The 24,968-nt window shown below is 33.0% G+C and carries 26 protein-coding genes; 14 read left to right on the plus strand and 12 right to left on the minus strand.

The annotated features are described in order from the left end of the window. Positions 1 to 7 precede the first annotated feature (7 nt). Together HNV08_RS06410 and HNV08_RS06415 are read right to left on the minus strand one after the other, a co-directional pair. A complete protein-coding gene (locus tag HNV08_RS06410; RefSeq protein WP_241697190.1) occupies positions 8 to 2,989 on the minus strand; it encodes an amidohydrolase family protein in 2,982 nt (993 codons plus the stop codon). Positions 2,990 to 3,174: 185 nt separating this feature from the next. Next, complete coding sequence (locus HNV08_RS06415) at positions 3,175 to 4,242, minus strand: DUF3810 domain-containing protein (RefSeq protein WP_173280347.1); 1,068 nt, start codon at positions 4,240 to 4,242, stop codon at positions 3,175 to 3,177. Between the two features lie 509 nt (positions 4,243 to 4,751). Between HNV08_RS06415 and HNV08_RS06420 the strand changes: the two genes are divergently transcribed. Then, positions 4,752 to 6,215, plus strand: coding sequence for an aminoacyl-histidine dipeptidase (locus HNV08_RS06420; RefSeq protein WP_173280348.1), 1,464 nt, complete (start codon positions 4,752 to 4,754; stop codon positions 6,213 to 6,215). 145 nt (positions 6,216 to 6,360) lie between these two features. Here the strand turns inward: HNV08_RS06420 and HNV08_RS06425 are convergent, their stop codons facing one another. The 3 genes from HNV08_RS06425 to HNV08_RS06435 are packed head-to-tail and all read right to left on the minus strand — an operon-like array spanning position 6,361 to position 9,092. After that, positions 6,361 to 7,521, minus strand: a complete 1,161-nt coding sequence (locus HNV08_RS06425; protein WP_173280349.1) for a peptidylprolyl isomerase — start codon at positions 7,519 to 7,521, stop codon at positions 6,361 to 6,363. Continuing rightward, entirely contained in the window at positions 7,514 to 8,047 is a 534-nt protein-coding gene (gene gldI, locus HNV08_RS06430; RefSeq protein WP_173280350.1) for a gliding motility-associated peptidyl-prolyl isomerase GldI, read from the minus strand. Before gldI ends, HNV08_RS06425 begins: the two co-directional genes overlap by 8 nt. 10 nt (positions 8,048 to 8,057) lie before the next feature. Then, a complete protein-coding gene (locus tag HNV08_RS06435; protein WP_173280351.1) occupies positions 8,058 to 9,092 on the minus strand; it encodes a DHH family phosphoesterase in 1,035 nt (344 codons plus the stop codon). Between the two features lie 202 nt (positions 9,093 to 9,294). Between HNV08_RS06435 and HNV08_RS06440 the strand changes: the two genes are divergently transcribed. The 8 genes from HNV08_RS06440 (at position 9,295) to HNV08_RS06475 (ending at position 14,416) form a co-directional block, all read left to right on the plus strand. Continuing rightward, the gene (locus HNV08_RS06440) at positions 9,295 to 9,714 is read left to right on the plus strand and encodes a nucleoside-diphosphate kinase (RefSeq protein WP_173280352.1); all 420 of its coding nucleotides are present in this window, start codon (positions 9,295 to 9,297) and stop codon (positions 9,712 to 9,714) included. A 361-nt stretch (positions 9,715 to 10,075) separates the two neighbouring features. Then, on the plus strand, positions 10,076 to 10,498 hold the full coding sequence (locus HNV08_RS06445; RefSeq protein ID WP_173280353.1) for a DUF2141 domain-containing protein: 423 nt from the start codon (positions 10,076 to 10,078) through the stop codon (positions 10,496 to 10,498). Positions 10,499 to 10,516: 18 nt separating this feature from the next. After that, positions 10,517 to 11,140, plus strand: coding sequence for a tetratricopeptide repeat protein (locus HNV08_RS06450; RefSeq protein ID WP_173280354.1), 624 nt, complete (start codon positions 10,517 to 10,519; stop codon positions 11,138 to 11,140). An 11-nt stretch (positions 11,141 to 11,151) separates the two neighbouring features. Then, positions 11,152 to 12,504: a histidine kinase gene (locus HNV08_RS06455; protein WP_173280355.1), complete on the plus strand. Its 1,353-nt coding sequence runs from the start codon at positions 11,152 to 11,154 to the stop codon at positions 12,502 to 12,504. Between the two features lie 57 nt (positions 12,505 to 12,561). Next, positions 12,562 to 12,876, plus strand: a complete 315-nt coding sequence (locus HNV08_RS06460) for a 2TM domain-containing protein (RefSeq protein WP_173280356.1) — start codon at positions 12,562 to 12,564, stop codon at positions 12,874 to 12,876. 11 nt (positions 12,877 to 12,887) lie between these two features. Then, positions 12,888 to 13,232: a 2TM domain-containing protein gene (locus tag HNV08_RS06465; protein WP_173280357.1), complete on the plus strand. Its 345-nt coding sequence runs from the start codon at positions 12,888 to 12,890 to the stop codon at positions 13,230 to 13,232. A gap of 39 nt (positions 13,233 to 13,271) precedes the next feature. Further along, on the plus strand, positions 13,272 to 13,619 hold the full coding sequence (locus tag HNV08_RS06470; RefSeq protein ID WP_173280358.1) for a 2TM domain-containing protein: 348 nt from the start codon (positions 13,272 to 13,274) through the stop codon (positions 13,617 to 13,619). Positions 13,620 to 13,660: 41 nt separating this feature from the next. After that, on the plus strand, positions 13,661 to 14,416 hold the full coding sequence (locus HNV08_RS06475; protein ID WP_173280359.1) for a LytR/AlgR family response regulator transcription factor: 756 nt from the start codon (positions 13,661 to 13,663) through the stop codon (positions 14,414 to 14,416). Positions 14,417 to 14,426: 10 nt separating this feature from the next. Here the strand turns inward: HNV08_RS06475 and HNV08_RS06480 are convergent, their stop codons facing one another. The 3 genes from HNV08_RS06480 to HNV08_RS06490 all read right to left on the minus strand — a co-directional run bounded on the left by HNV08_RS06480 (position 14,427) and on the right by HNV08_RS06490 (position 16,859). Continuing rightward, positions 14,427 to 14,885 carry a J domain-containing protein gene (locus HNV08_RS06480; RefSeq protein WP_173280360.1) on the minus strand — a complete coding sequence of 153 codons (459 nt, stop codon included), beginning with the start codon at positions 14,883 to 14,885 and terminating at the stop codon, positions 14,427 to 14,429. Between the two features lie 212 nt (positions 14,886 to 15,097). Continuing rightward, the gene (locus tag HNV08_RS06485; protein WP_173280361.1) at positions 15,098 to 15,679 is read right to left on the minus strand and encodes a hypothetical protein; all 582 of its coding nucleotides are present in this window, start codon (positions 15,677 to 15,679) and stop codon (positions 15,098 to 15,100) included. After that, complete coding sequence (locus HNV08_RS06490) at positions 15,669 to 16,859, minus strand: LETM1-related biofilm-associated protein (protein ID WP_173280362.1); 1,191 nt, start codon at positions 16,857 to 16,859, stop codon at positions 15,669 to 15,671. Before HNV08_RS06490 ends, HNV08_RS06485 begins: the two co-directional genes overlap by 11 nt. Positions 16,860 to 17,003: 144 nt before the next feature. On the opposite strand from HNV08_RS06490, the gene HNV08_RS16385 reads away from it, so the two are divergent. From HNV08_RS16385 to HNV08_RS06505, 3 genes are all read left to right on the plus strand, one after another. Further along, entirely contained in the window at positions 17,004 to 17,657 is a 654-nt protein-coding gene (locus HNV08_RS16385) for a DUF4331 family protein (protein ID WP_173280363.1), read from the plus strand. A 25-nt stretch (positions 17,658 to 17,682) separates the two neighbouring features. Beyond that, complete coding sequence (locus HNV08_RS16390; protein WP_173280364.1) at positions 17,683 to 18,240, plus strand: DUF4331 family protein; 558 nt, start codon at positions 17,683 to 17,685, stop codon at positions 18,238 to 18,240. Positions 18,241 to 18,322: 82 nt separating this feature from the next. Next, a complete protein-coding gene (locus HNV08_RS06505) occupies positions 18,323 to 19,600 on the plus strand; it encodes a tetratricopeptide repeat protein (RefSeq protein WP_173280365.1) in 1,278 nt (425 codons plus the stop codon). A gap of 313 nt (positions 19,601 to 19,913) precedes the next feature. Here the strand turns inward: HNV08_RS06505 and HNV08_RS06510 are convergent, their stop codons facing one another. From HNV08_RS06510 to HNV08_RS06520, 3 genes are all read right to left on the minus strand, one after another. Continuing rightward, positions 19,914 to 20,708, minus strand: coding sequence for an anti-sigma factor (locus tag HNV08_RS06510; protein WP_173280366.1), 795 nt, complete (start codon positions 20,706 to 20,708; stop codon positions 19,914 to 19,916). 1 nt (position 20,709) lies between these two features. After that, positions 20,710 to 21,240 carry an RNA polymerase sigma factor gene (locus tag HNV08_RS06515; protein ID WP_173280367.1) on the minus strand — a complete coding sequence of 177 codons (531 nt, stop codon included), beginning with the start codon at positions 21,238 to 21,240 and terminating at the stop codon, positions 20,710 to 20,712. Positions 21,241 to 21,360: 120 nt separating this feature from the next. Further along, positions 21,361 to 21,981, minus strand: coding sequence for a YceI family protein (locus HNV08_RS06520; protein WP_173280368.1), 621 nt, complete (start codon positions 21,979 to 21,981; stop codon positions 21,361 to 21,363). 142 nt (positions 21,982 to 22,123) lie between these two features. Between HNV08_RS06520 and hemN the strand changes: the two genes are divergently transcribed. Beyond that, the gene (gene hemN / locus HNV08_RS06525; protein ID WP_173280369.1) at positions 22,124 to 23,488 is read left to right on the plus strand and encodes an oxygen-independent coproporphyrinogen III oxidase; all 1,365 of its coding nucleotides are present in this window, start codon (positions 22,124 to 22,126) and stop codon (positions 23,486 to 23,488) included. Positions 23,489 to 23,543: 55 nt separating this feature from the next. Next, positions 23,544 to 24,377, plus strand: a complete 834-nt coding sequence (locus HNV08_RS06530; RefSeq protein ID WP_173280370.1) for a universal stress protein — start codon at positions 23,544 to 23,546, stop codon at positions 24,375 to 24,377. Positions 24,378 to 24,456: 79 nt separating this feature from the next. On the opposite strand, the gene HNV08_RS06535 is transcribed toward HNV08_RS06530, so the two are convergent. Continuing rightward, positions 24,457 to 24,948, minus strand: coding sequence for a hypothetical protein (locus tag HNV08_RS06535; protein ID WP_173280371.1), 492 nt, complete (start codon positions 24,946 to 24,948; stop codon positions 24,457 to 24,459). Positions 24,949 to 24,968: the final 20 nt, after the last annotated feature.

Raw genomic sequence — 24,968 nt, forward strand, 5'->3', positions numbered from 1 at the left:
TAATATTTTAGTGTACAGCATGGTGTTCATTATCCATGGTATCGCAATGCATTAATTTATCTTCTTTCTTCTTAACAGGTTGGGTTTTTAACCCTTTGTTTTTATCTTGAAGCATTAGATTAATCAACTCGCTTTTTTCCTTTTTAATCGCTTCGCGCATTTGCTTGTCTTTTTTAAGGTCAAAATAAGTAACACCTTCAATAATTGTCTTTTCAGCTTTGGCATATACAGATAATGGATGGTCTGTCCATAAGACTACATCAGCATCTTTTCCAACTTTTAAACTTCCCACACGATTATCTAAATGTAAAAGTTTCGCCGGATTCAAAGTCACAAATTTCCAAGCCTCTTCTTCACTAATACCACCATATTTTACTGATTTAGCAGCTTCTTGGTTGAGTCGTCTAGACATTTCAGCATCATCAGAATTTATAGCCACAGTAACACCTGCATTGTGCATAATTGCTGCATTGTACGGAATGGCATCATTTACTTCGTATTTATAAGCCCACCAATCGCTAAAAGTAGAACCACCAACACCATGGTCTTTCATTTTATCGGCTACTTTGTAACCTTCAAGAATATGCGTAAAGGTGTTAATTTTAAAGTCGAATTGTTCTGCCACCTTCATTAACATATTTATTTCACTTTGCACATAAGAATGACACGAAATAAAGCGTTCGCTATTTAAAATTTCGGCCAATGTTTCCATTTCAATATCCTTTCGGTATGGTTTGCCACTTTTCTTTAAATCATCATAAGCTTTGGCTCTAGTAAAGTAATCGATGAATACTTGCTCAACACCCATACGAGATTGTGGGAAACGCGAATTTCTTCGCATACGCGATTGTTTTACGTTTTCTCCTAAAGCGAATTTTATAAACTTTGGCGAATTATCATAGATTAAGTTTTCAGCAGATTCGCCCCATTTCAATTTTATAATAGCAGAACGTCCACCAATAGGATTTGCCGAACCATGTAAAATTTGAATCGAAGTAACACCACCTGCTAAATTTCTATAAATTTCAATGGATTCATCATCTAAAACATCTTCAATAGTTACTTCTGCAGAAGAATTCTGTCCGCCTTCATTTATAGATGACGCTGCAATATGCGAATGTTCATCTATAATTCCAGCAGTAATGTGTTTACCAGTAGCATCAATGACTTTCGCTTTTTTGCTTGAAAGATTTTTGCCAATTTTAGAAATTTTTCCATCTTTTATTAAAACGTCTGTGTTCTCTAAAACACCTTCCTTTTCATTTGTCCAAACGGTGGCGTTTTTAAATAATAAAGTTTCAGATTTAGGTTTTTCTTCAAAACCATAGGCTAAATTAGGATACGAAATAGGACTCATAAAAGGGGTTTCCTTTACAACGTCATGTCGCTTTTTTCCATCTTTTTTATCTTCCTTTTGTTTTGCTTTTATAGCATTGAAAGGCATTTCATTACCATTAGGTAGTATGGCTTTTCCGTTCAAAGAATTATGATTTGCAGCGTTAGCAACAATTCTAATAAATTCATGTTTTGTGCTGTCTGCTGTTTTAAATGTTAAGGTTGCCCAATCATTTTTATAACTCATTTTAGTCCCTAATTCCTTGTCGTCATTTTTAATTTTAGCCTTAGGTTTACTAGTACTACCAGAGATATTTAATTCGTAATCCGAACCATTAATTTTGAAAGTATAATCGCCATCAATATCTGTTTTGCTCATATCAGAAATTACATTAGCAGTACCTTGAACCCAATTTTCGTATAGTTTGGTTTTCTTTTCAAAAATATCGCCATCTGTAATTAAAAAGTTAGCGTAGCTACCGGTTTTTAAAGTCCCTAAAACATCTGATTTTCCTAATAATGAAGCTGGAACCGTCGTTAGAGCCTCTAGTGCTTTTTGCTTAGAAAGTCCCATTTCTATGGCTTTCATTAGGTTGGTTTTAAATGACTTTTTAGATTTTAAACCATGCGTTGTAAACGTGAAATTGATACCGTTTTCTGCTAATAACCTCGGATTGTGTGGTTCTTGATTCCAAGAACGCATATCGCTTAAAGACAAGGTGTTTGCTAAGAAAGGGTCTTCAACGTCATAAGCCAATTGAAAATCTAAGGGTAGAATGATGGTTGCATTTGTTGCTTTAACTTCGCTAATACGTTCGTACTCGTCGCCACCACCTAAAATGGTGTATTGTATATTGTAAGCATCGCCAACTTTATCGGCACGCAAAAGATTCATTCTGCTGCCAGCTTCAAAAATCTGCAATAAATTCTTGTTTTTATTTAAGGCTTCTAAGGATAAATCTTTAGTATCAATATGGCCTGCGGCATACCAATCGGCATCAAGATACATTTGTCTTAATAAGGCCATGCTTCCCATAATTGAAGATGGATAAGACTGATTAGATTTGGCACTTTTACTAAATGAAAAATGCTGAGACGTTCTGCTATCCATAATACGCATGGCATTATCTGCATTGTTATTTAATGCAATTAAAGCACCAGTTCCGCGCACAACACCATCAGGAAAATGCGTGTTTACGGTTCCGAAACCTAAATTTAGTAATTCTGTAGCAGACTTTTCATCGTACTTAAAAGTTGTCATGACATCTTGTTCTGGCATCACGTGGTCGTTCCAGTAAAAACCGCTTCGGCTAGGTCCATATTGAGATTCTCCTCGTTGTCTTTTTGGTTTTTCTACACCAAATGTGGTATATAAATCAATAAAAGAAGGATAAATAGTTTTACCAGAGAGGTCAATGGTTGTGGTGTTCTTCGGAATTGCAACCGATTGACCAACGCTGACCACTTTTCCATCTTTAATAAGAAGTGTGGCATTGTCTATCACTTCGGTTGGCGACACATGTATCGTTGCATTTGTAAATGCTGTGTAATTAGTGTTATTTGCTATGACACCAGAATTACTAGGAAAGTAATCTTGAGCAAATAATGAAAAACTGCACATCAGTACGAGCAGTCGTAAGTAATGTTTTAACATAAAATATATGGGTTGGTTTAATGATTTTAAAGATAGGAATTTAAGTTTGAAGATGAATTATAAAATGATTGATTTAACTTTTATTACGCACTTTATGCCATGCTGAGTGTGGTGTATGTAAAGCAATAATACTTTTTGTGTTTGAATGAGGTTTCGACTGCGCTCAACCTTACCTTTTAGAAGTGTTACAAAGTTTTGTCCTCATAATAATTAACCAAAAGGGCAACGACGTAGCTATAGCTTTTCATACCAGCAGATTGGTTGTTGGCTTTAAGGAAATTGTCAAAGGTTTTTTCAAAAATGGGCTCAATTGGGTTTTTATAAGCGTTCCAGAAGTCCTGATTTTCTTGATAATTTTTCAAGATACCTTTGTTTAAGGTTGGTAATATGGTTTCATAGCGTTCTGGTTCTCGTTTGTAAACTTCAGCTAAACAGTAACGCAAGGCAAACGTATAACCAGAATATTTAAAATAAGTGTCTTTATTATGAATGGCAGCTAAACTGCCAATAAAGTTAGCTTCATTTTCGGCGGCATAACCTAATTGATGTGCAGCCTCGTGACAGGATGTCGTTGGGAATTTATAGGTTGGAATTAAACCATTTACTTGAGCTTCATTGGTAAACGGATTGATGTAACCCGAAAATCCCATGTACGTTAACGCCAAACTGTAAATAGATTTTTTAATGCTTTTTGGATGGTATTCTAAATGCGGATATTCTTCAGATAAGGGTTGATAACCATCTTTAACCATAGCTATAACCTCTGTTTTTGAATATGGTAATTCAACTTTTATAGTGTCGTTTTTTGCAAGTTGAATTTGAAGTGAATTAGATTTTGTAATTAAGCGTTCTGTAAATGTGATGAGTTGCTCTGTGGTATATTCTGCTTCAAGATTTAAAGACTTGTACAATGGCTGTCTGTAATAATTGAAAGCCCAAAGCATATGAAATGCAAAATAGGCGAGTGATAAGGTGGCACCAATATCTAATAACCAATTTTTAGTGTCTTTTACAATACGTTTTCTACTGACAATTAGCCATCTTATTAGATAAATGCTAGCTAAAGTGTAAAATATATCGCCTATAGAAATTGGTAGCCAGCCGAAAACATAACGCGATAGTTTAGATAAAAACTGATAAATTCCATTGCTGTAAAATTGTTCTACAAATTCAGGAAAATGCTTTAATTGAGATAAAATCAGCAACTGAATTCCGAAGAAAATAACAAGGATTAGTTTTTTGTTTTTGCGCATGTTTCAAATTTAGGGAAAAGTTGGAAGCTTGGGAAGTTTGAAAGTTGCAAAGTTTCAAAGATGCAAAGTTGCGATAAGGTAAAGTAGAAAAGTTTTTGATTTATTCTTTTTCTTTAATTCTTTCTTTGATTAATAAGAAACTCAAGATTAAAATAGTACTAATACTAACGAAAAGTAATCCATATTTGAATAACCCTGTTATAAAAAATGTTCCAAACCCCTTATAACGATTATTATTTGCGTATTTAACAAGTTGCGGTATGATGTTAGAATGTTCTAGAAAGAAACAACCGACAATACATATTACGCTAATTATATAATATTTTAGAATTTTCAGGTTCCGTTTTGTCATTACTTATTTGTCCTATGCGTGTTATGTCTTAATGATATATTAGTAAAGTTAAATCATTATTGGTTATCCCAATAAAGACTGCTTCATATTTTGTAAATTTGCACAACTAAAAAATGAATTATTAACTTAAAAGATATCCACTTTTGTGGACCATACTATGAGTTCAGAAATAAGAAACTTAGAGCCCAAACAACTTTGGAATAAATTCGCAGATTTAAACGCTGTACCACGACCTTCTAAAAAAGAAGAACGTGTGATTCAGTTTATAAAAGATTTTGGAAATAATCTTGGTCTAGAAACTATTGAAGACGAAGTCGGTAATGTTATTATCCGCAAACCTGCAACGGCTGGTATGGAAGACAGAAAGCCTATTGTAATGCAAAGTCATTTAGATATGGTGCACCAAAAAAATAACGATACTGTTTTCGATTTTGATACGCAAGGAATTGAGATGTTTGTAGAAGGCGATTGGGTAAAAGCAAAAGGAACCACACTTGGTGCAGATAATGGCTTAGGTGTTGCCACTATTATGGCAATTTTAGAAAGTGATGCTATTGCGCATCCTGCATTGGAAGCATTATTTACAATTGACGAAGAAACCGGAATGACAGGTGCGCAAGGTTTAAAAGGTGGTTTGCTTAAAGGCGAGATTCTTTTAAATTTAGATACCGAAGAAGATGATGAGATTGGCGTAGGTTGCGCAGGAGGTGTAGATGTGACAGCAACAAGAGAATACAAAGAAGAAGAAACACCAGAATTTAAAATTGGTTATACGATTACTGTTAAAGGATTGCAAGGCGGACACTCAGGTATGCAAATCCATGAAGGTTTAGGAAATGCCAATAAATTAATGAACCGTCTATTATTTGATGGTTTTGAAAACTTCGGATTACGAATTTCTGAAATTGATGGTGGAAGTTTACGAAATGCTATTCCAAGAGAAAGTAATGCTATTGTTGCCATAGACGCTGTACATGAAGCTGCTTTTGAAGCTGAAATGAAAGATTTTGCTGATTTGCTTAAAGTAGAATTTAAAACCATGGAACCAGATTTAGAAATTATAGTTTCTAAAACAGAACTGCCTGAAAAAATTATGGATTTAGGTGTTCAAGAAGGTTTAACCAGAGCATTGTATGCTGCACACAATGGTGTTTACAGAATGAGTCCAGATATTGAAGGCTTAGTAGAAACTTCTAATAACATCGCCAGAGTTATTGTAAAAGATGGCGCGATTAAAATTGGTTGTTTAACGCGTAGTTCTGTAGACAGTACAAAAGACGATTTAGCAAATACCTTGCGTGCTACTTTTGAGTTAACAGGTTGCGAAGTAGAATTTTCTGGCGATTATCCTGGTTGGGCACCAAATATGGATTCTGATATTTTAAAAGTTATGGTTCCTATCTACGAGCGTTTAAACAATGGAGAAAAGCCTCATGTTGCAGCTTGTCACGCAGGACTAGAATGTGGAATTCTAGGAACTAATTACCCAAACATGGATATGATTAGCTTTGGGCCAAATATTAAAGGCGCACACTCACCTGACGAGCGTGCTCAGATTTCTTCGGCTCAGAAGTATTGGGAGTTTGTATTAGAGATTTTAAAGCATATTCCGAAAGCTTAATTTAATAATCCTGCAAGGTTTCCAAAACCTTGTCGATATTATGGTAAGGATGAAAAAACCTGACAGGTCTCAATTAACTGAAATAAAAAAGCAACTACTAAGGTTATAGTAGTTGCTTTTTTTAATTTATAATCTGAGTATAAAACTATTCTTTAATACTTGCTAATTCAATATCGAAAATTAGGTTAGCACTAGGTGGAATTACAGGAGGATTTCCTCGTTCTCCGTAACCTAAATAATAAGGTATAAATACTCTTGCTTTATCGCCAATTTTCATATTAAGCATAGCTTCTCTAAAACCAGCGATTAAACCAGCCGTTTTATTGTAAGGCATATCAAAAGAGGTGTAACGACCAGCATTGTCAGCACGCTCATCATATTTCCCATGCTTTTCAGCAACATCTTTCCAAGTTGTCCAAAATAACTCACCGTTTTCTAAGAAACCAGCACATTCAATATTTACACGATCTGTAGATTCTGGTGTAACACCATCACTTTCGTGTGTGAAAATCATGGCCATACCAGTTGGTGATTCAATTTTTCTACCTTTTAAGTTCTCGTTCTTCTTTAAGAAAGCAATTTGCGCTTGTTTTGCTAATTCTTCAGCTTGCTTTTTGTATTCTTCTCTAAGTTGAGCTTGCTTTTCTTTTATTTTAGGTAATTCTTCCGTAAAAACTTTAGGCGCATCAAATGATTTTGCCTCAGCACCTTTCCTAATAATATTTAGTTTTGTTATCACAACATCTTCAACAGGCTTATGGTTTCTAGTTCTTGGGTCAATTACTTTGACATTAGAAATAGAATCTTGTATTTCAATACCCATAACTAGTTCTCCAAATACGGCATGTTTGTTATCTAACCTTGGATCTGGTCTTTCCATTATAAAAAATTGACTTCCATTACCATTTGGTCCACCATTAGCCATAGATAAGATGCCTGGTTTATCATGTTTTAAATCTGGATGAAATTCGTCATCAAATTTATAACCAGGATCACCCATTCCAGAAGCTGTTGGGTCTCCACCTTGAATCATAAAATTATCTATTACTCTATGAAAAGTTGTACCATCATAATATGGTTTTCCTTTATACTCATCTTTTGCTAAAGGATGATTTCCTTCTGCTAGTGCAACAAAGTTGGCAACTGTAGCAGGCGTTTTTTTGTAATATAATTTGGCAACCATTGTACCTTTTGTGGTTACAAATTCTGCATAAAGTCCATCGTCTAAATTAGGATATTGTACTTGGCAAGAAATGTTTGCAAATAATAATAGTACAACAATAGCTGTAAGCGTTTTTTTAATCATTTGTTTTAATAATTGTGTTTAAAGTTACTTCGCAAATTAAAGGAATGTTTGTTCCTATTTTATGTTCGTCTCCATAATACCCAAAAGCTTTTTGGGATGGAAAAATAAATGTAGCTGATTCTGTAGGTTTAAGAAGTTTAAGGCCTTCGCGCAAACCTGTGAACAATTCTTCTTTGTCCATAACATAGGTTTTGTTTGTGTTTGCGTAGATCTCATCGCCTTCGATATTAGAAACATCGTAGGTAAAATCTATTACGTCTCCAAACTGTGGTTGTACTGTGTCATTTTCTATTTGAGTTGTGTAAGCATACCAAAACCCACTTTTAGAAGCGATATAATTTCGGTCTGGATTACTATTAATAACATCTTGTATTTGTTTGTGCTCTAACTCGTTTAGTTTTTTGTTTCGTTCTGCTGAAGCTTTTAAAAATGAACCAGATTGAACAGATTCTGGTAGTCTTGCTTCTGGAGATTTACAGCCAAAACTGACCATTGCAATGGCGAATAAAATGAGTAGGTTTTTCATATTAATTAATTTAAAGCCCATTTTGGGTTTGGGACAATTCGTTTTTATACTGCGGTAATATACTAATAAATTTGTTTATAGTACTTTCTAAGTCTGTTTCACTGCGTCCACCAGCTGCATTTGTATGACCTCCTCCATGAAAATGTGCTCTAGAAAATTCATTTACAGAAAACGTGCCTTTACTTCGTAACGATATTTTAATGATATTTTCGTTTTTGTTTTCAATAAAAATGGCAGCGAAAATGATGCCGTTTAATGATAAGCCATAGTTCACAAAACCTTCAGTATCTCCTTTTTTAAAGTTGTATTCGTCTAATTCTGCTTGTGATAACGTTGTATATGCTGTTCTTAATTCTGGTATTACTTTTAGGTTTTGCATGGCTCTTCCTAATAACTGTAAACGGCTGTAACTGTTAGAATCATAAATATTATTATGAATTTCAGAATGATTAGCGCCTTTTTCAATTAAACTTCCAATAATTTGATGCGTTTTAGTGGTTGTGGCCGGAAACCTAAAGGATCCTGTATCTGTCATTATGCCTACATAGAGACACGTTGCCATAGTTGCATCTATTTTTTGAGTATCACCAAGCATGTCAATGAAATTATACACCATTTCACAAGTTGAAGACATTAAAACATCAGAATACATATATTTTGCATAATCATCTGGTTGCTGGTGATGATCTATCATAACCTTTGTCGCTGACGCAGTTTCTAACGCAACTGCCATTTGATGACCAGCTCTATGGAATGCATTAAAATCTAAGGTAAAGATTAAGTCTGCTTTTGCAATAAGCGGCATACAAGCGTCTTGCTGAGTTTCAAATTTTAAAACCGTGTCATCACCTGGTAACCATTTTAAAAAATCAGGATAATCATTGGGAGCAATTACTGTTGCATTGTGATTGTATAATTTTAAATAATGATACAAGCCAAGTGTAGAACCCATAGCATCTCCATCTGGATTTCTATGTGGTACAATAACAATGTTCTTAGGTGAACTTAATAGTGTTTTTAATTCTGAAATCTGCGCTTTTATCATAGATGGCGAAGATACGTTTTTTTAGATTTTATAACACCGAAATTTTATATTTCAAATGATAAAATTTTATTAAAATTATGAAGTAATTCCTTGTGAATTCGATTATTATAAAGAGGCTTAATAGTGAAGCTAATTTAATAAGTGTAGGACTTGATTAATTAAAGAAATACATTACTTTTGCAGCATATTTAAAAAAAGATACATGGCAACTAACAGAACATTTACAATGTTAAAGCCTGATGCTGTTGAAAAAGGACACATTGGTGCAATATTAGAAAAAATTACGGCTTCTGGTTTTAGAATCGTAGCAATGAAATTAACACAAATGACTAAGGCTGATGCTGAAGAATTTTACGGAATTCATAGCGAACGTCCGTTTTTTGGAGAGTTAGTAGAATATATGACTCGTGGACCAATCGTAGCAGCTGTTTTAGAAAAAGACAATGCGGTTGAAGATTTTAGAACTTTAATTGGTGCTACTAATCCTGCTGATGCAGCAGAAGGTACTATACGTAACATGTTTGCAGATTCAATTAGCGAAAACGCAGTTCATGGAAGTGATAGCGATGATAATGCAGCTATTGAGAGTGCATTCCATTTTGCTGGCAGAGATATGTTTTAAGCAAAAAAACATTATATATTATTAAAGACCATCTAAACAGATGGTCTTTTTTTGTTCTTAATGTTTTCAATTTTAGTTGGGAAAAAGACATCAGGTTCGTATTATCTAAACTGTTTATACAATATTCTATTGGTACTTAATTAAGTATTGGCGATAACACGTTGGCGTATTAGTGCTATTAAAATGTATGTAAAGTCTTTGAATCATCAAGATCATCGCGATAAGATTAATACGTTTATCCCTAAATATTATAGGTTAATGAATAAAATACAATTCATCATTAATATTTTACAATTCGGTAAGTCGGGTTTTAATAATTAGCACTTCTGTGAGATATTTGTATCAAACAAAACCAATAATCATGAATAGACTCGTAAAAATAATTGTTATTACACTCATTGGAATTTTTAGTTTTCAACTTGAAGCTCAAAATAATTTTACCATAACCGTAAAGGTCAATAAGGCTCAAAACGATGATGGTAAAATGTTTATTGCGCTTTACAATTCTGCAACCGGTTTTTTAGAGACTACTTATAAAGGTGAAATAAGTGCTATACAGAATAACGCTTGTTCGGTTACATTTAAGGATATACCAGAAGGTACATATGCTGTATCCATTTTTCATGATGAAAATGATAATGGAAAAATGGATACCAATTTTTTTGGAATACCTACTGAAGATTATGGCTGTTCTAACAATGCCACAGGATTTATGGGACCTCCAAAATGGGACGATGCAAAGTTTCAACTAAGCACAGATAAAACAATACTAATATCACTATAATTAATAAAGACTAACATTATGAAAAAACGATTAACCATCTTGTTTCTTGCTTTAGTAGCAGTAACACAAGCACAAACAACCTTTGATAAAGGTATGACTAAAGCCTTTGATTTTTGGCAAAACGGAAAGACTGACGAGGCAGAAAATATGTTTGAGCGTATAGCGAAAGCTGAGCCAGATCAATGGTTGCCAAGTTATTATATAGCTCAAATTAACAGTTTAAAAAGTTGGGAAGAAAAGGATGAAACAGTTTTAAAAGCACAATTAAATAAAGCACAAGAGCATTTAGATTTGGCAACAGCAATTAGTGCGGATAATGCAGAGATATTAATTATGCAAGCACAGATTTATACCAATTGGGTGGTTTTTGATGGCATGACTTACGGTATGAAATATGGCGCGAAAATCACAGAATTATATAATAAAGCTTTAGAACTAGAACCAGAAAATCCAAGAGCAACCTTTTGTAAAGCAGACTGGAACTTAAATAGTGCTAAATACTTTGGGAAAGATACGACACCATTTTGTGAAGAGATTGAGACATCAATAAAACTTTTTGATACCTTTAAACCAAAGAGTGCGTTTTATCCTAATTGGGGAAAAGAGCGCGCAGAATATGTTGCAAAGGAATGTAAAGCATAATTAATTCTAAGATGAAAAAGTCATTAAAAAAAATCGCATTAACGTTTACTATAGGAACAGGTGTATTTGTAGTAGGACACTTATTTTCTGGAGGTTTTAACTTTAAATCCGTTAATGAGTTTTTAATTGACTTTGGGTTTTATCAGCTCTATGCCTTTGTATTAGGCTATTCTAATATGGCGTTTTTTAATTATATGGAACAACGTCACTGGAAAACAGGTGATACCATAAAACGCATTATATATGGCATAATTGGGAGTACAAATATTACAATTATTGGCATCTTTATATTGAGACTTTTCACTGCAATGGTGTTGTATGATTATGATTTTGAAACCTTTATAAACAACGAATCATGGAAAGGGTATTCCTTTGGGCTATGGATCACTCTGACAATTGTTACTATTTTTCATGTTATTTATTTTTATAACAAGTACCAAAAAAATAAAATAAAAGAGCAAAAGGTTATTGCAGGTACAGCTAGCGCAAAATTCGATGCTCTAAAAAACCAATTAGATCCACATTTTTTATTTAACAGTCTTAATGTATTAACGAGTTTAATTGAAGAAAATCCTAAAAATGCGCAAAAATTTACAACCTCATTATCTAAGGTCTATCGTTATGTTTTAGAGCAAAAAAGTAAAGAATTGGTAACTGTAGATGAGGAATTAAATTTTGCTAGAACGTACATGTCGCTTTTAAAAATGCGCTTTGAGGATAGTATTATTTTCGAAATTCCTGATAAAGCATCAAATCCAGAGAGTAAAGTAGTGCCACTATCCTTACAATTACTTTTAGAGAATGCAGTAAAGCACAATATGGTTACTTCGAATAAACCTTTGCATGTAACCATTTACGAAGATGGAAATCATTTGGTAGTGATGAATAATCTGCAACCCAAACAAATTGTAAAAAAGAGTAGTGGAGTTGGACTAGAAAATATTAAGCAACGTTACAGTTTATTATCTAAACGAAAAGTACACATCAATCAAAGAGAAAAGGACTTTGCAGTTGCAATTCCTATGCTCACAAAACAAATATCAGTTATGAGAACAACACAAAAATCACAAACGCGTCTTAATGACGATTATGTAAAAGCACGAAAACGCGTAGAAGAATTAAAAGCTTTTTATTACAGTTTAATTTCTTATGTATTTGTTATTCCGTTTTTAGTATTTATTTGGTACACCTATTCGTACTATACGATACAATGGTTTTGGTTTCCGGCATTTGGTTGGGGTTTAAGTTTGGTTTTTCAGGCATACCGCGTTTTTGTAGATGATGGCGCTTTAGGTTCTAGTTGGGAAAAACGTAAAATTGAAGAATATATGAGCAAAGAGAATCAAAAAAGCCGCTGGAATTAAAGGTGAAGATCTAATCATCTATTGTGGATTATAAAAAAGAGTAAACAAGACCATACAATGAAAACAGAAGATTTTAAATTAATGAAGGCTAAAAACAAAGTTGAAAAACTGAAGCGTTTTTACAATCATCTTATCGTATATCTCCTCATAAATACGGTTATTACGGCTGTTAAAGTCATGAACAACATGAATAATGGAGAAACTTTTAATGAGGCTTTCTTTGATTTATCAACCTTAATGACTTGGATGGTTTGGGGCATAGTCCTTGCTATTCATGCGTTTTCTGTATTTGGCCTTCCGCTTATAGTGGGTGACGATTGGGAAGAGCGCAAAATTGAAAAGTATATGAAAGACGAATTACAAAATGATTAAATACTAATACAATGGAAAAATACCATATAGAACCTTATGAAGACCGTGAAGATACTCGGGATTTTAGAAAAGAAGAAGCGTATTTAAGAGCTAAGAAAAAAGTTGATGCAATTGTTGGTTTTTATTGGCACTTAGCTGTTTACGTAGTTGTAAATGTATTCTTAATTATATTAATTGGCGTGAACTCTAGTGATGGATTTACTGGTTTTGGACCTTATGCCACAGCAGTTTTTTGGGGCATTGGTTTACTGTTTCATTTTCTTGGAGTTTTTGGTACAAATTTTTTGTTTGGAAAAAATTGGGAGCAGAGGAAAATTGAAGAGTATATGGAGAAAGAACGCAAACATTGGGAGTAGTTTAAGCCATCTAGACAGTACAGTCTGAGAAAAACTAATATGAAAAAAAACGTTCAAATTACTGAAACTATGACGTCTCAAGAAAAAGAAATTTATAGAAAGGCTAAAGAAAAAGTTAGACGTGTTAAGATTTTTTACCTTCATTTAGCACTGTATCTTGTGGTGGTCGCTCTACTTTTGTATAATTTATATATAGTTTCCGGACCTTATAAAAACAATATAATAAGTTTAAATCTAAGTGTATTAGTCGCATGGACCGTTTTCATCAGTTTACATGGTATAAACGTTTTTAAAAGAAAGCAAATTTTTAATAAAAATTGGGAAGACGAAAAAATTAAAGGATTTTTAAAAGAAGAAAAAGAAGAAGAGTCTACATTCTGGGAATAAAACAGAATAGACCAAAGCATCTTAAGTAAGTACAGAATACTATGAATATTATAATTATAGAAGACGAGAAACCTTCAGCAAGACGTTTGCAACGCATGCTCAAGGCAGTAAATTTAAATGCAAACACTATGTTGCATTCTGTAGAGGAATCTATAGAATGGTTTAAAAATAACGTTCACCCAGATTTAATTTTTTTAGACATTCAGTTGAGTGACGGTTTGTCGTTTGAGATTTTTGAAGCAGTGGAAATTAAATCGGCCGTAATTTTTACCACAGCCTATGACGAGTATGCATTACAAGCTTTTAAACTTAATAGTATCGATTATTTATTAAAACCCATAGATGAGGATGATTTAACAACAGCGGTTAATAAATACAAAGGTAGAACGCCTCAAAAACAGTCGGTTACTTTAGATTTTAATGACATTAAGAACCTACTGGTAAATCCTTTAGAACGCGAGTATAAAAAACGCTTTTCAGTAAAAGTAGGTCAGCATTTAAAGCTTATAAATATTGAAGATATAGAATGTATTTACAGTGAAAACAAAGGAACTTATGCGTTTACTAGTGAAGGACGAAATTATTTGTTAGATGCCACATTAGATCAGCTTGAAGACGAATTAGAACCAGATGTATTTTTCCGTATTAGTAGAAAATTCTATATAAATATCAATGCCATAAAAGATATTGTTAGCTATACTAATTCTAGACTAGAGATAAAGTTAAACCGCTTTAATGAGCAGCAAATTATAGTTGCTAGAGAACGTGTTAAGGATTTTAAAAATTGGTTAGAGTAAATACAGACTGTTATATGCCGTCTAATATTCCGCCAACAATATCGCCTAGTATTTCTCCAATGCCTTCTGCAGAATCTCCTATGCCGTCTAAAGTTTCAGCGCCTAAAATAGCTCCTTCAACACCAGCTTCTATAAAAATGTCTAACAAAAATAAATCTGGAAAACTTAACTCGCTATAGGTTTTAGATTTTGATTTGGCTTCTTTTTGCCATTCTGTATATTGCGCTTTATGTTCAATAACAATAGGTACGTTATTCTGTTTTGCTTGTAGCAGTTCATCATATATTTTTCTTTTTTCTATGGTAGATAATATATCAAATGCTTCAACTAAAGCTTCAAATTTTTCTGCGGCTTCAGGTGTTTTATTGTTATCAGGATGATAAATGGCAATTTCTCTTCGGAATGCTTTTTTTATGGTTTCAAGATTTGCAGTCGTCTCAATTTTTAGTAACTCATAGTGATTATTCATGGTAATCAATGTTTTGTTTAGTGTATTAGTAGGCGATACGTCTTATTTGTTACAATTTTTGTTTTATCAGATGGTGTAAATTAATATTATCCGCTAAAAAGTGTAGCTCTAGTGCTATTTTTTTTGAGGTCATATACGCACAAAGAAAGTTGAAAATTAGTTGACAACCAAAGACGTGGTTTGACCTTCATTTTGAGTTTTAGTCTTAAAACCTAATGCTGCGCATTATTATATAAAGCAATGGCTTTTAAATAATTTTGAGCGCCTTGCAGACTCATATCATGTACAAAACCATCTAATTCAGGATGATTAATCTCAATCCAACCCACAAGATCATTTACTTGATTGGCCCAAACATCCCAATTAATATTTCTGCAGTTGAGCTCTTCTATCCTTGTTATTTTCCCTGACTTAAATTGAAACTCATAATTACAAATCATGGGATTGTTCTTTAAAAATTCAAACTTTGAACAACTTATAGATACAGTAGCTATGATTGCTTTCTCAGATTTTTTTAAGGAAATTAGTTTGTAATCTGGCTTAAAAACAGAATCCCATTTAAATTGCTTATAATAATTTTCTTTTGTGAAATTAGTTATGTAGTCGCCATATACTGTGGTAAGACTGTCATCAATAACATTTTTAACTTGAAGAAAATTAGAAGATTGAAAGCCATCATAATAGTTTTCTACAAGTTGCGTGTTGGTTATTTTATTTTCAGAACATCCAATACTTATAAACACTATGAAGAGTAATACAAGTATCTTTTGTCGTTCTGCTAACTTAATCTTCATTTGATTCATCTTTATCCTCAATTCTATTTTCGTCAAAAGCAGAAGGCAACAATTTAGGGATAAACTTCACAAATAAAGGGAGCAGCAGCATGCCTCCTGGTAACATAAAAATGGCTAAACTAGGTATGGACTTAAATATGTCTAATAACTGTGTTTGAATTTTTTTCTGCTCATCATCGCTTAGGTTTCGTTGTGTCGATTGCGCTAATAGCGTCATGGCTTCTTTACTTTCAGACAATTCCTTAATTAATCGTTTACTGTTACGCGTAATGAGTTTAGATACGACTTTGCTGCTATTGTCGTAAAAACTTTGTGCTAAGTTTTTAGAACTTAAAAAGGCAACATCGTCTTTATGTTCGTCATAAAAAAGATTAATATCGTTAACCGATTGTGCTATGACGTCATTATCTAAGGTTAAGTCATTTTTTAATCGCAATAAGAATTCGCGTTCTTCGGTATCAATTATTTTATCTGACCAAGATGCCATGCACACCAAATCAATAACATATAGTTTTTCAAATGGTTCTGTAATTACAGAAATAGCATCATTATAAGATGGCAATTCTGAATTTTTATGCCTTATTGAGCCTTCAAATAACTTTATTAGATTTTCATCATACTCTGTTTTTTCGGACTTATTATCAATTACCGAGAAAACTATAGTTTCTAGAGCAGATTCTAATGAATTTACGTAAGATTTAATATTAGTTTCTACTTTAAGAAAACGTTGATATCCTAAAATATCCACAAACAAAAGAGCATTAATTAGAAAATAATTAAAACTTTTTGAAATAATATTATCATCGATATGAATACGCTTATGGATCATCTTTTCGAGCAAACTATCTGGTGTTTTATCGCCAAATAATTCTTCAAAAAATGAGCGTTTTTGTGCACTAATAGTTTTGTAATATCTAATAAGACTATTAATAAAATCTTCTTCAGGATTTACTTTGCTATAAATGAAATAGTAGGTAAGGAGTAGATTGATCTTACAACGCTCTTCTTCAGTAAAATCAAAGGGTTTAACAATATCTAGTACAACTTTAATATTGCTGCCATAAATAAATCCCGCTTGTTTTAAGCGATTGTAAAACTCATAATTATTGGTTTCAGAATACGTCGTTTTTGAAACTTGATTGAGTAGTTTTTTTATCCAGCCATTAGCTGATGGATTCATAACATTCGATTTGTACCCACAAATTTAAATTATTATGACGAAAAATGAATCATTTATTTCATTAACAACTTTTTTTAAAACCACCCTTTACATTTTTTCGTAGGTAGAACAGAGACACAATTAATTAACAAATTCTCAAAAATTATGAAAAAAACAAAATTTTTAATCGCAACAGCAATATTAGGTATTGCAACATTTGTTGCCATTGCTGCGGATCATATCGATGCTCCAGCAGTACAAGGTGGAACTAGTGACATCACGGATTTTTATGCCTTTCAAGGTGAAGACGCAGCCAACATTGCTTTTGTCGCAAATGTTCAAGGTCTATTGGGTTCTGGGAGTGACACTCAAAATGCAGCATTTGATGAAAATGTACTCATAGAATTTAATATTGATACCAATGGTGATAATGTTGAAGATTTGGTAATACAAGCAACTCCAAGAGATGGTAAAATGTATTTCTTTGGTCCTGTGACGCCTAGCCAAACAGGATTAAATAGTACAATAGCAACGACAACGCCTAATATGGCTTCTGTTGATATTACAGCTTATGGAGCCTCTGCAATTGTAGAAAATGCAAATGGTATGAAATTCTTTGCAGGCCCTAGAGATGATCCATTCTTTATGGATTTTGCGCAATACGGACAAATAATTGGTGGTAATGCTTCGAGCTTTAACAATCCTGGTACAGATACCTTTGCTGGTACAAATGTTATGTCTGTAGTTGTAGAAGTACCAAAATCTATGATTGGTAGCTCAGGAACTATTAATACTTGGGTAGAATCTAAAAGAAAATAATAACAAAACTTAAAAATATTTACAGATGAAAATTAATAATATAAAACTTTTTGCCATTGCAATTTTAGTGTCAATGACAGCTTATAATTGTAGTGATGACGATGATGTAATTGTGCCAAGTGGTCCAGATTTTAGCGGTACATATATACAAGAAGATCAAATGGGACGACCAGCAGTAAATACGGTATTTGTGTCTAGTGGCACGAAAGATGCTTTTAATACAACAGTGCCTTCAGAGCAAGGTGCAGCATTTCAATCTATGTTTCAGGCTAATTTAGAAGGATTAAGTCCTGCTTATAATGAACCAACAGATGCTAATGCATTAACCTTAACATCTGCTCAATTTACAGGTTTACTAGCAACAGATGTTCTTAATGTGTCTCTAGATGGTACCACAACATTTTATGATGGTACAAATGTCTTAACTGGCAGAGCTTTAGCTGATGATGTTATTACTGTAGAGCTACTACTGATTTTTGGTGGTGAAGATTTTTCGGAAAATCCAGGATTATCAAATGATAATGTAGATGCTAACGATAAAGCATTTTTATCATCATTTCCATACTTAGCCTCACCTTGGTAAACCATACCATTTCATATCTTGAAGCAAGGTGCAGACTTTGCTTCAAGATTATTTTTAATTAAAAACTCAAAAATTTAGAATTATGATAATCAAAAAAATCCTTCCTCTTATATTACTGTTAGCTGCATTTAGTTGTAACTCTAAGCAAGTTACTAATGCAGAAGACTATAATAAATATATGACAACTACAGTGAGCCAAGCTGATTTATTGGCATCTGCAAAATTTTGGACAGATAAATTAGAAGCGACACCAAATCAGTATCCATATTTAGTAAAACGAGCAAATGCATATACGCAGATTTTTAATGCTACTAGCGAAATAGATTATTTAATAAAAGCCGAAGAAGATTTATTGGCAGCCATTACTATTACTAATGGTAAAACGACCTCCTATCTAAAAAGTTTAGCATCTAATTACATATCGCAACATCGATTTAAAGAAGCGCTTGAAATATTGCATAAGGCTAAAGCCAATGGCGATAAAATTAATGGTACAAAAAAAATGCTCTTTGATGTGCATTTAGAGTTAGGAAATTACATCTACGCAGAAGCTTATTTAAAAGAAATAAAAAACGAAACCGATTTTGATTATTTAATTCGATTGGCAAAATGGGAAGACCATAAAGGTAATTTAGATGGTGCTATTGTAAATATGGAAAAAGCAACTAAGATTGCAGAATCGTCTAATTTAAAAGGGATGAAGCAATGGGCTTATACTAATTCTGCAGATTTTTATGGTCATGCTGGTGATATTAAAAAATCTTATCAATATTTTTTAAAGGCATTAGCGCTAGATCCCAATGATGCTTATGCTAAAAAAGGCATAGCATGGATTGTGTATTCTCATGAGCAGAATACGGAAGAAGCTTTATCTATTTTAGAACATATTTCTAGTTATAATCAGGCTCCAGATTACGAGTTATTAAAAGCAGACATAGCAGAATCTCAAAGGGATTTAACATTGCAATCTGAGGCGATAAAGCGTTATCAAAAAGCCGTAAGTAATAAACAATATGGCGCTATGTATAATGGCTATAATGTGATGCTTTATACAGACAATTTATTAGCACCAGAGTTGGCTTTAGATCTTGCAAAAACTGAAGTAGCTAATAGGCCAACACCACAATCTTATGATTTATTAGCCTGGAGTTATTTTAAAAATGGAAATGTAGAAAAAGCTACGGAAATTATTGAAACCTACGTTGATGGAAAAACCTATGAGCCAGCTGTTTTATATCATGTTGCAGCAATTTATAAGGCTTCTGGAAAAACTGAAAAAATAAAACCTTTAAAGGAAGAGTTGATTGCTAGTTTGTATGAATTAGGACCGTTAATGACTTCAAAAATTAAAAACTTATAGCTAAAATTATCTGAAAGCCTATTGCTGAAATCCGATAACGAATGCGATAAAAAAATGAGGGACATGAATTAAAAAGAAATCGGCTATTAATTTGTGGGGAAGCAAATTATATAAGTTGATTGGTTGCTAGCAAAAAAAATTAACCTCTGATTAGGGTTGGTTAAATCATGAAAAATTTCATGATGTTTTTTGAGTTTTTTTGTTAGGTAAAGCACCTGCTCGAAAGAGTGGGTGTTTTTTTATATGAATATACCTATTGAAATAAAAAAACCATCACGATAAGGTGATGGTTTATATTTTATAAATAAGGATGTTATGGTGTCGTGTCAATTACACCAAGTGTATAAAGCTGTTCCATTGTAGGAGAAGCACTTCCGCCTGTTGGCTCTAACGTTATCCCAAACGCTTGGCTTTCGTTAGCGTTAGTAATAGCGAAAATCTTATTGTCATCTGTGTTAAAATCTTCAATGGTTCCTAGACTTGTAGGTGTTAATGGGTTTAATGTAAGCGACCAAACCTGCCATACTTTTCCTTGTGGTGCATTAGGAAGTCCTTCTGCATCTAGATATATTGTGTTGTCTGCTTTATTCCAGTATACTTTTGCAAAACTTGTAGCGAAATCGCCTTGGCCACCTAATGGTACTGTAATAATATTTTTATCACGTATTACCCTTAACCAATTTTTAGTCGCAGCAAGATCTGTTTTGGCATCCTCTATTTGTGTTTCTAAATAAATTTTATCGGTTTCAGCCGTTTGTAATTGTAATTCTAATGCTGTTTTTTGGTTTAGCGTCCATAATAAGCCACCAGCCAAAATTATTGATGCCGCCCAACCTGTATAAGATATCCAATTTGGTTTCTTAGGTTTAAGATCCACAACTTTAGTATCTGTTTCATTTAATTTTCCTTTAAAAGAATCAAAGTCAATTGCATGTGGTGATACTGCAGCTGTTAGTTTCACTATAGCATTTTCAATCTCTAAAACCTCTTGTAACAACTCAGGATGCTGCTGTAAAAGACCGTAGATTTCCTGATTTTCTGCTTCAGAAAGTTGGCCAGCTACATAAAGCTCTAAAATACCTGTTTCTATGTATGCTTTTATATCCATATTACAATACCATATCTCTTAATTGTTGTATACAGTTTCGGTTTCTTGTTTTTACCGTACCTATAGGCATTTGTAATTCTTCTGAGGTTTCCTTTTGTGTAAAACCTTTAAAATATAAAAGTTCAATAACCGCTTTACACTTTTCTCCTAATTGGGTTACAAATTTTTTAATACCAATGGCATCTGTACTGTCATCTAAATTATCATGACCCGCTATGATATCTACGAAAAAATCGGCATTTAGGTTTTGTTTTGATTGCTTAAAGGCCTTGGATCGTGTCTTATCTATTGCAGCATTCCGTGCAATATTTAATATCCAAGTAAAAAACCGTCCTTTCTTTGAAGAGTAGGTGTCCGCTTTATGCCAAGCTTTTATAAATACGTCTTGCATTACTTCATCTGCAATAGCTGTATCCTTTACAATATTGTATACAACACCATGTATACTTTTATTATACATACTGTAAAGCTTTTCAAACGCCACTTGGTTTTTGTTCTGAAATTGATTTACTAATGTGTCTAAATCTGCCATAAGAAATATATTCTAGAATGTAATGCAGATAAGGGGAAGTAAATCACCGCAATTATTCTAAACTTAAGAGTTAATGAGTTATAAGATGTTAAAGGTACAAATATTTTATGTTAACGTAGTTTAATTTTCACGTAAGTATGTATTGACTTCAATCGCTACGTCTTCCCATGTTTTACTTACACCATCGGCACCTTTGTGAAGATCAAAGCATACCTTGTTTAAGGTGTTTAGAGCATCTAAAGCCTTCCAATTTTTTAAGTCCATTGTCCCTTTTAGGTTAACACGTCTTTCATCTGTGATAGTAATGTCTAATGGTAAATCTGCTGTGACGCCATTCATTAAAATTTGCGCAACCGGTTTATCCTCAGTAAAACGGATTGTTCCTTTTAGCATCTCTGTATCCATCATAGCACCAAAAAAAGATACCTTCAGTTTTTCGTCTCTAGCGTCATCTTTTGTAAATAAACTACTAATAGGAATTGAAAATTCTAAATTATTTAAGGCTTCTTGAGGTGTTGATCCTACTTTTTCTTCAAAATTTAAAGTCGCAAATTCACCAGCAACTGGTACTTTTTCGGTGGTTTTATAGGCTGTCCATTTTAAAGTTGTTGCTTCAGGCTTTACAACATACTTCACTGTGTTTTCTACAGTCTCTGGTTCTGCCTGCTTTTTGTCTTCTTTACAAGCGGTTAATACTAAAGTAAAAATGGCTAAAAATGATAAGAATTGTATGCGTTTCATATTGTGATTATTTTTTTAGTAAAGTTAAGCAGATAATTGTAATTAACCATAAAGTTACTAGGATTTCATTTTTGTTTAACATGATAAAAATCATGTTTTAAACCAATCCATCCTATTAATTTTGAATTCAAGATTTAGTGGTATGAGTCAAGTGTTAATTAATAAATATAATGTTGCAGGACCTCGATATACGAGTTATCCTACGGTTCCATATTGGGATTTAAATTCTTTTTCATTGAAACAATGGAAATTATCATTGAAGCAATCCTTTAAAGAGAGTAATGCCTCAGAAGGCATTAGCCTTTATATCCATTTACCGTTTTGCGAAAGTTTATGTACGTTTTGTGGATGTCATAAAAGAATTACCAAGCAACATAGTGTAGAATCACCTTATATAAATGCGGTATTAAAAGAATGGAATTTATACTGTAATGAATTAACTGAAAAACCTAAGATAAAAGAATTGCATCTTGGAGGTGGTACACCCACTTTCTTTTCTCCAGAGCATCTTAAGTTTTTAATTACAGAATTGCTCAGAGTGGCTGAGTTGGCAGAAGATTATGAATTTAGTTTTGAAGGTCATCCTAACAATACAACCAAAGCTCATTTGCAAACTTTATTCAATTTAGGTTTTAGACGTGTGAGTTTTGGTGTCCAAGATTATAATCTTAAAGTGCAGAAGGCTATTCATCGTATTCAACCTTTTGAAAACGTAAAAAATGTTACCGAATTAGCCCGTGAAATTGGTTATACTTCTGTGGGTCACGACATCATTTTTGGGTTACCATTTCAAACCGAATTAGACGTGATAGAAACCATAGAAAAAACGAAAAGTCTAATGCCAGACCGATTGGCTTTTTATAGTTATGCGCATGTCCCTTGGATAAAAGGTAACGGACAACGTGGTTTTGAAAATAAAGATCTACCAACAGCTGCCGAAAAACGAAAACAGTATGAGATGGGTAAACAACGTTTAGAAAACATAGGCTATAAGGAAATAGGTATGGATCATTTTGCCTTACAGCATGATGCCCTTTATAAAGCTATGAAACAAAAAAGTTTACATCGTAATTTTATGGGTTACACTGCCTCTAAAACGCAAGCAATGATTGGCTTAGGTGTGTCTTCAATTAGCGATAGTTGGTATGGGTTTTCTCAAAACGTAAAATCAATAGAAGAATATTATCACTTAGTAAATAACGATATCATACCAGTGTTTAAGGGTCATATCTTAGTTCCGGAAGACTTAATAATTAGAACACATATCCTTAACCTGATGTGTAATTTTAAAACGTCATGGCATCAAGATAAATTGATGTTTAAAGCATTGCCAGACGTCCTTGTAAAACTCAAGGAATTTGAAAACGATGAGTTAATACAATTTGAAGATTATCAAGTTACTGTTACAGAAAAAGGAAAACCCTTTATTAGAAATATTTGTATGGCGTTTGATTTGCGCCTACAGCGACAAAAACCAGAAACAGCGTTGTTTTCAATGACCATATAACTCAGAATAAATTATAGTAAATAATAACGTGTCATCAGTAAATAAAAAATAGATTATGAAAAAAATTATTATACCAGTGGATTTTTCTGAACATTCAGAATTTGCCCTAGAAGCTGCAGCTAATTTAGCTCAAAAGTTTGAATCTGAACTTATCGTATTGCATATGTTAGAACTGTCTAATGCTATTATTTCTTCGTCTAGTGATACACTAAGCCAAGAAGCCGTGTTTTATTTAAAACTTGCTGAACAAAAGTTTGATGATTTTTTAAATAAACCCTATTTAAAAGACATTAATGTTACACCTATTGTTAAACATTTTAAGGTTTGGAGCGAAGTTAATGACGTTGCAAAAGAACACAATGCAGATCTTATTGTTATGGGATCGCATGGTGTAAGTGGTATAAAAGAAGTCTTAATAGGCTCTAATACAGAAAAAGTAGTACGTCATTCAGAGATACCTGTGTTGGTGGTTAAACACAATCCTATTTTATTAGATTTTGAAAATGTTGTTTTTGCGAGTGATTTCTCAGAAGATGCTATTAAGCCGTATCAAAACGCAAGAAAAACTTTTGAAAAACTCAATGCTAAAATGCAATTAGTGTATGTTAATTCGCCAGATGGAAACTTTAGAAGCTCTTCAGAGATTGATAAGAAAATTGCTGAATTCTTAAATAAAGCAGAAGGTAATCTAGATCATATAGACTCAGTTAGGGTTGTTTCTGATTATTCCGTAGAAAAAGGAATTTTAAACTTTGCTAATGTTACAGGTGCCGATGTTATTGCCGTTGCCACACATGGTAGAAAAGGTTTAGCTCATTTCTTTGAAGGCAGTGTTTCTGAAGATATTGCCAATCACTCTACACTACCAGTGATGACCTTTAAAATATAATGCCATATCGATGTAGGTATATTAGTTAGTGTTTTATTACATCGATTTAAAAACGTCAAAATAGTTTTTTTGGCGTTTTTTATTGTATCGCTTCCCTAAATTCACGTGATTCACTGGCATTGAGATTTAAGTCGTCTTTAATTGAATTGGTGGTAGGTCTTAAGAGAATTAAATACGCTAAAAGCAGCATTGAAATAATTATATAATACTGATTAGAGGTGATTAAAAATATCGCAATTCCAAAAATAGCTGGTCCATCAATCAACGCAAATTGAATTATTTTAATGGTGTAATAGTGCGTTAATTTATCTTTTAATGTCGTTTTTGCTTTAACCCGTTTTAAATTATTTTGAAACAAAAAGTGGTTGATAATGGTTAATACTATAGCAAAAGCTGGGACTAAATAAAAGAAAATATCTTCTGTTTCTGAGAAATTGAGAACTGCCTTTTCAGTATTAAAATAAGCCATGGCACCAAATAAGATAATACCTGTGCACAATGCAAAATGTACAATGGATAAAGATCGTATTGTGCTTTTTGTCGACCTCAAATGTTTTGCCGTTGTATTCATAATATGATGATTTAATTACA

This window comes from Winogradskyella eckloniae, assembly GCF_013249045.1.
Lineage (GTDB): Bacteria > Bacteroidota > Bacteroidia > Flavobacteriales > Flavobacteriaceae > Winogradskyella > Winogradskyella eckloniae.